Origin of the sequence: Kitasatospora sp. NPDC057512, assembly GCF_042802135.1 — a bacterium.
GTDB lineage: Bacteria > Actinomycetota > Actinomycetes > Streptomycetales > Streptomycetaceae > Kitasatospora.
Genome location: NZ_JBHVET010000646.1, coordinates 1 through 5,031 on the forward strand (window position 1 = coordinate 1; position 5,031 = coordinate 5,031).

The following is a 5,031-nucleotide window of genomic DNA, read 5'->3' on the forward strand; positions in this document are numbered from 1 at the left end:
GTCGTGGCGTCAGCTGTTGATGGCGTAGCTGTCGCCGTAGACCTTCCACTTCAGCGGCGGGTTGAGGTCGAAGTTCTTGGCGTTGAGGAAGACCAGCTGCTCGGTGTCGACCCGGCTGGTGTCGGAGTGCGCCTCCTCCTTCTTCATGACCACCTTGCGGGCGTCCAGGAAGGCCTTGAGGTAGGTGGCCTCGTCGCCGCCCTGGGCGGGGGTCTTGGCCTTCTTCATGGCGGCGGCGCGGATGCCGCCGAAGCTGTCCGAGCTGTTGCCCGGGCCGTGCATGACGATGGCGTCGTAGTAGGCGAACTGGCCGAGCGCGCGCAGGCCGTCGCTCTTGGCCTGGTTGACGGCGGGGTTGAAGTACACCCGGTCGCGCTCGTCGTTCTGGGCCTGCTGGAAGACGGTGTCCTTGGCGGCGGTGGCCCAGTCCTTCTCGAACGCGGAGCCGAGGCCGGCGTGCGACTCGCTGCCGTTGACCTTCTTCAGGGCCGGCAGGTACTTGGCCAGGATGTTGCCGGGCTTGAGGTCGGTGTAGTGCTGGACCAGGTCCAGCATGTCACCGGTGCCGGAGCAGAAGCCGATGATGCCGGCGGTGTAGCCGCGGCCGTCCTTGATGTCCTCGATGTACTTGTACTGGGCCTTCCAGTCCAGCGACGAGTTCTCCGCGCTGGACACCAGCTGCATGGCGATGTCCTTCTTGTGCGGGTCGTCCAGCCCGACGCCCTTGAGCTGGACGGCGGCGGCGGGCGACGGGGCGGCCTGGGCCGCCGAGGTGGCCGCGACGGCCAGCGGCGCGGCCTCGGTGATCTCGCAACCACCGCCGAAGGCAAGGCCGTTGACGGCCACGATGACCGGCTTGGGGAACTCCTCGATCCGTCGGGTGAGGGTGTGCCCGCGCCGGACGAACTCGCGCAGCGCCCGCTCGGGCCCGCCCGCGACGCTGGCCGCCAGCGACGGGATGTCGGCACCCGCGCTGAACGCCCGCCCGCCGGCGCCGGTGAGGATCACGGCGCGGACGGTGTCGTCGGCGTCGATCCGGTCGAGCTCGGCGAGCAGCGCGTCGATCGTCGGGTAGTCGAGGGCGTTGAGCTTCTTCTCCCGGTCGATGGTGAGGGTGACGACGTGCCGGTCCCGCTCGCTGCGGATGGTCATGGGCGCGTGCTCCGTTCCTGGCCTCGCTGCTGGATGTGACGAGGCTAGGAACACCTGACCAGGACAATCCACTTATTGTCCTGGATACACTCCGATATGCACAGGTGCGCGCCCGTGCGCGCCTGAGCGCGCCCGTGCCCGGACGTACGCCCCCGGAAGGACAGGTGACCCGTGCGACCGCCCTCCTACAAGGCCATCGTCGACGAGTACGCGACCGCCATCCGCTCCGGCGCGCTCCCGGCCGGCACCCGGCTGCCGACCCACCGCACCCTCGCCCACGAGCGACGGATCGCCCTCGCCACCGCCACCCGGGTGTACGCCGAACTCGCCGCCGCCGGGCTGGTGGTGGGCGAGCAGGGCCGCGGCACCTTCGTCCGGCTGCGCACCGGCTACGACGGCCTCGAACCCTCGCGCGCGCTCCCGGTGCCCCGGGTGGCCGACCTCTCCTTCAACCAGCCGCTCTCCCCCGGGCAGGGCGACCAGCTGCGGCAGGCCCTGCGCGCGCTCGCCTCCTCGGGCGACGCCGAGGCCCTGCTGCGCCAGCACCCGCCGGGCGGCCACCGGCACGACCGGGCCGCGGTGGCCACCCACCTGCTGGACCGCGGGATCGACACCGCGCCCGGGAACGTCCTGCTCACCAGCGGGGCGCAGCAGGCCCTGGACTGCGTCCTGCGCACGCTCACCCGCCCCGGGGACGTCCTCGCCGTGGACGCGCTCGGCTACCCGGGCATCAAGCTGCTCGCCGCCGCCCACGGACTGGACCTGGCGCCCGTCCCGGTCACCGCCGACGGCCCGGACCTCGACGCGCTCGACCGGCTCTGCCGCACCCGGCCGGTGCGGGCGGTGTACACCCAGCCGACCGTCCACAACCCGCTCGGCTGGGTGCTCACCCCGGCACAGCGCGAGCGCCTCGTCCGGCTCGCCGCCGACCGCGGCTTCACCCTCATCGAGGACGGCACCTACGCCTTCCTGGAGGCCACACCGCCCCCGCCGCTGCACGCCCTCGCCCCCGAGCGCACCTGCTACCTGGCCGGCCTCTCCAAGAGCGTGGCCCCGGGCCTGCGGTTCGGCTTCGCTGTCCTGCCCGACCACCTGCTCCGGGCCGCCACCACCAGCCTGCGCGCGGCGGCCTGGGGCGCCCCCGGCCTGATCACCGCCCTCGCCACCGGCTGGCTCACCGACGGCACGGTCGCCCGGCTGGAACAGGAACGCCGCACGGACGCCGCCGCCCGCCAGTCCATCGCCCGCACCGCCCTGAGCGGCCTGACCACCACCGCCCACCCCACCTCCTACATCCTCTGGCTCACCCTCGAACCCCACCAGCGCCCCGACCACGCGGCCGCCGCCCTCGCCGCCGAGGGCATCCTGATCTCCACCGCCGACGCCTTCGCCACCACCCCCCACCACCCCAACGCCCTCCGCCTCGCCCTCGCCACACCCCCACTCCCCACCCTCCCCACCGTCCTCACCCACCTCCGCACCACCCTCGAAGCCATCGCCCCCTGACCCCCACACCAGAAGTCGACGGGTCCGACTTCCCACTCCGACACTCGCCGCTGCCCCCACGCTCGCGCGAAACGCCCTCGGCCCTGGACCCGAACCTGCCCCGGGCCACGCCAGAAGTCGACGGGTCCGACTTCCCACTCCGCCACCACGACCCAACCGATACCGAGCGCCGCCAACACGCCAGGCCCCACCCGCCCCGCTCTCACCACAACCGCACCAGAAGTCGGCCAGGCCGACTTCTCACGCCACCCCACCCACAAGGACCCCGCCCCACCGCCACCTGACAGGCCCGCACTGGTCACCCACGCCCGCCCGTACGTCAACGGGCTCGACTCCTCACCCCACCCACCAGCCCGCCACGAACCCGCCCAGATCTGCGCCAGAAGTCGGCCGGGCCGACTTCCCACTCCACCGCAGCGGGCCGTCGTCCGACCATGGCAAGCACCGGAGCGGCAAACCACGAAACAGCCGCCGGAACGGTGCACCACACCCCCTTGCCGACGCCAGAAGTCGGCCAGGCCGACTTTCCACGCCACCACCCACCCCCGGCAGCGCCCCGGGGACGGGGCGAGCACCGGCGCCGGAGCGAGGCCGGGCACAAGCACGGGGCGGGGCAAACTCCACCCAGGCGCAGAAAGGTGCGCGGACTGCCAACGCCAGAAGTCGGCCGGGCCGACTTCCTACTCCCCCTGCCCCTCCCCCTGCCCCTTCCCCGCGGCGCGGGCGAAGCGGGTGCTCCAGTCCGTGAGCAGGGTCCGTAGGGCGTCCGGGGCGAGCACCTGGAAGTCGGCGCCCAGGGAGCCGAGGGCCATGGCGGGCCAGTCGAGCGAGTCGGCGGTCATCCGTAGGCGGCAGCGGTGCGGGGTGACGGGTTCCACGGTGCCCCAGCGGCCGACGCGGGCGCGGACGAACTCCGCCGGCGCCTCGATCAGGGCCTCCACCCGATGCGGTCGGGGCATGCCGTTGAGGCCCGCGCGGACGAACTCCGCCGCGTCGGCCGCCGGGAGGGTCCGGGGGCCGAAGCGGGCGCCGCTGCCGGACGGGGCGGTGAGGCGGTCGAGGCGGAAGCTGCGCCAGTCGGCCCGGTCGAGGTCGTACGCGACCAGGTACCAGCGACGGTTCAGGCAGACCAGCCGGTGCGGTTCGACGTGCCGGTCCGTACCGCGCCCGTCGGCGGCCCTGTACGAGAACCGCACCCGCTCGCCGTCCCGGCAGGCGAGTGCCACCACCGTCAGGACGTCCGGGTCGACGCCCGTGCCCGTCCGCGTCCCCCAGTCCACCGGGACGGTGACCGCGCGCAGCGCCTCCACCCGTCGGCGCAGCCGGGCCGGCATCACCTGGACCACCTTCGCCAGCACCCGCGCCGAGGCCTCGGCGACGCCCTCCACCGGGCTCTCGGCCGCCGCCTGGAGGCCGACCGCGAGGGCCACCGCCTCCTCGTCGTCGATCACCAGCGGCGGCAGCGCCGCGCCCGCCGCCAGCTGGTAGCCGCCGTCGACGCCGCGCTGCGCCTCGACGGGGTAGCCGAGTTCGCGCAGCCGGTCGATGTCGCGGCGCAGGGTGCGGACGGAGACTCCGAGCCGGTCGGCCAGTTCGTCGCCCGGCCAGTACCGGTGGGTCTGGAGCAGGGAGAGCAGTCGCAGCGTCCGCGTGCTGGTGTTCGCCATGCCGTCGATTCTCCCCGGGATTCAGGACAGGAAGTGACCGCAATGGTCCGTAACGTTGTTCTTGCCCGAGGGAGCAGGAACCCGTAGCAGGAACCCAGCGAAAGGCCATGACGATGACCACGACCACCACCCCCGCCGCCACGCAGAACCTCACCGGCGAGCGCGCCGACCTCCTGACGGCCCTGGAGAAGCAGCGGCACTTCCTGCGCTTCACCACCCGCGACCTCACCGACGAGCAGGCCGGCCTGCGGACCTGTGCGAGCGAGCTGTGCCTGGGCGGCCTGATCAAGCACGTGACCAACGTCGAGCGGCTCTGGGCGGAGTTCATCGTGCAGGGCCCGTCCGCGATGCCCGACTTCACCGCCTGGACCGAGGAGGACTTCGCCCGCCGCGCGGACGAGTTCCGCATGCTGCCGGGCGAGACGCTGGCCGGCGTCCTCGCGGCGTACGCCGAGGTGGCCGTCCGCACCGACGAGCTGGTGGCCACCCTCCCCGACCTGGACGCCACCCAGCCGCTGCCGAAGGCGCCGTGGTTCCAGGCGGACGCCGAGTGGTCGGCCCGCCGGGTGCTGCTGCACATCGCCAACGAGACGGCCCAGCACGCCGGTCACGCCGACATCATCCGCGAGTCCCTGGACGGCGCGAAGAGCATGGGCTGAGCCCGAACCGGCGGGACGGCAGCGGGGCCCGTCGACGACAGTCGACG

Annotated in this window: 4 protein-coding genes; 2 read left to right on the forward strand and 2 right to left on the reverse strand. The window is 73.2% G+C overall.

The annotated features are described in order from the left end of the window. Positions 1 to 9: 9 nt before the first annotated feature. On the reverse strand, positions 10 to 1,152 hold the full coding sequence (locus ACFU6K_RS31110) for a chitosanase (RefSeq protein WP_380668676.1): 1,143 nt from the start codon (positions 1,150 to 1,152) through the stop codon (positions 10 to 12). Between the two features lie 171 nt (positions 1,153 to 1,323). On the opposite strand from ACFU6K_RS31110, the gene ACFU6K_RS31115 reads away from it, so the two are divergent. Continuing rightward, on the forward strand, positions 1,324 to 2,658 hold the full coding sequence (locus tag ACFU6K_RS31115; protein ID WP_380668678.1) for a PLP-dependent aminotransferase family protein: 1,335 nt from the start codon (positions 1,324 to 1,326) through the stop codon (positions 2,656 to 2,658). A gap of 680 nt (positions 2,659 to 3,338) precedes the next feature. Here ACFU6K_RS31115 and ACFU6K_RS31120 read toward each other — a convergent pair. Further along, the gene (locus tag ACFU6K_RS31120) at positions 3,339 to 4,325 is read right to left on the reverse strand and encodes a helix-turn-helix transcriptional regulator (RefSeq protein ID WP_380668680.1); all 987 of its coding nucleotides are present in this window, start codon (positions 4,323 to 4,325) and stop codon (positions 3,339 to 3,341) included. Positions 4,326 to 4,432: 107 nt separating this feature from the next. On the opposite strand from ACFU6K_RS31120, the gene ACFU6K_RS31125 reads away from it, so the two are divergent. Then, on the forward strand, positions 4,433 to 4,984 hold the full coding sequence (locus ACFU6K_RS31125) for a DinB family protein (RefSeq protein ID WP_380668682.1): 552 nt from the start codon (positions 4,433 to 4,435) through the stop codon (positions 4,982 to 4,984). Positions 4,985 to 5,031 lie beyond the last annotated feature (47 nt).

Coding starts and splice junctions, on each gene's coding strand:
- ACFU6K_RS31110 (WP_380668676.1), bottom strand. CDS start 1,152: ATGACCATCCGCAGCGAGCGGGACCGGCACGTCGTCACCCTCACCATC.
- ACFU6K_RS31120 (WP_380668680.1), bottom strand. CDS start 4,325: ATGGCGAACACCAGCACGCGGACGCTGCGACTGCTCTCCCTGCTCCAG.
- ACFU6K_RS31125 (WP_380668682.1), top strand. CDS start 4,433: ATGACGATGACCACGACCACCACCCCCGCCGCCACGCAGAACCTCACC.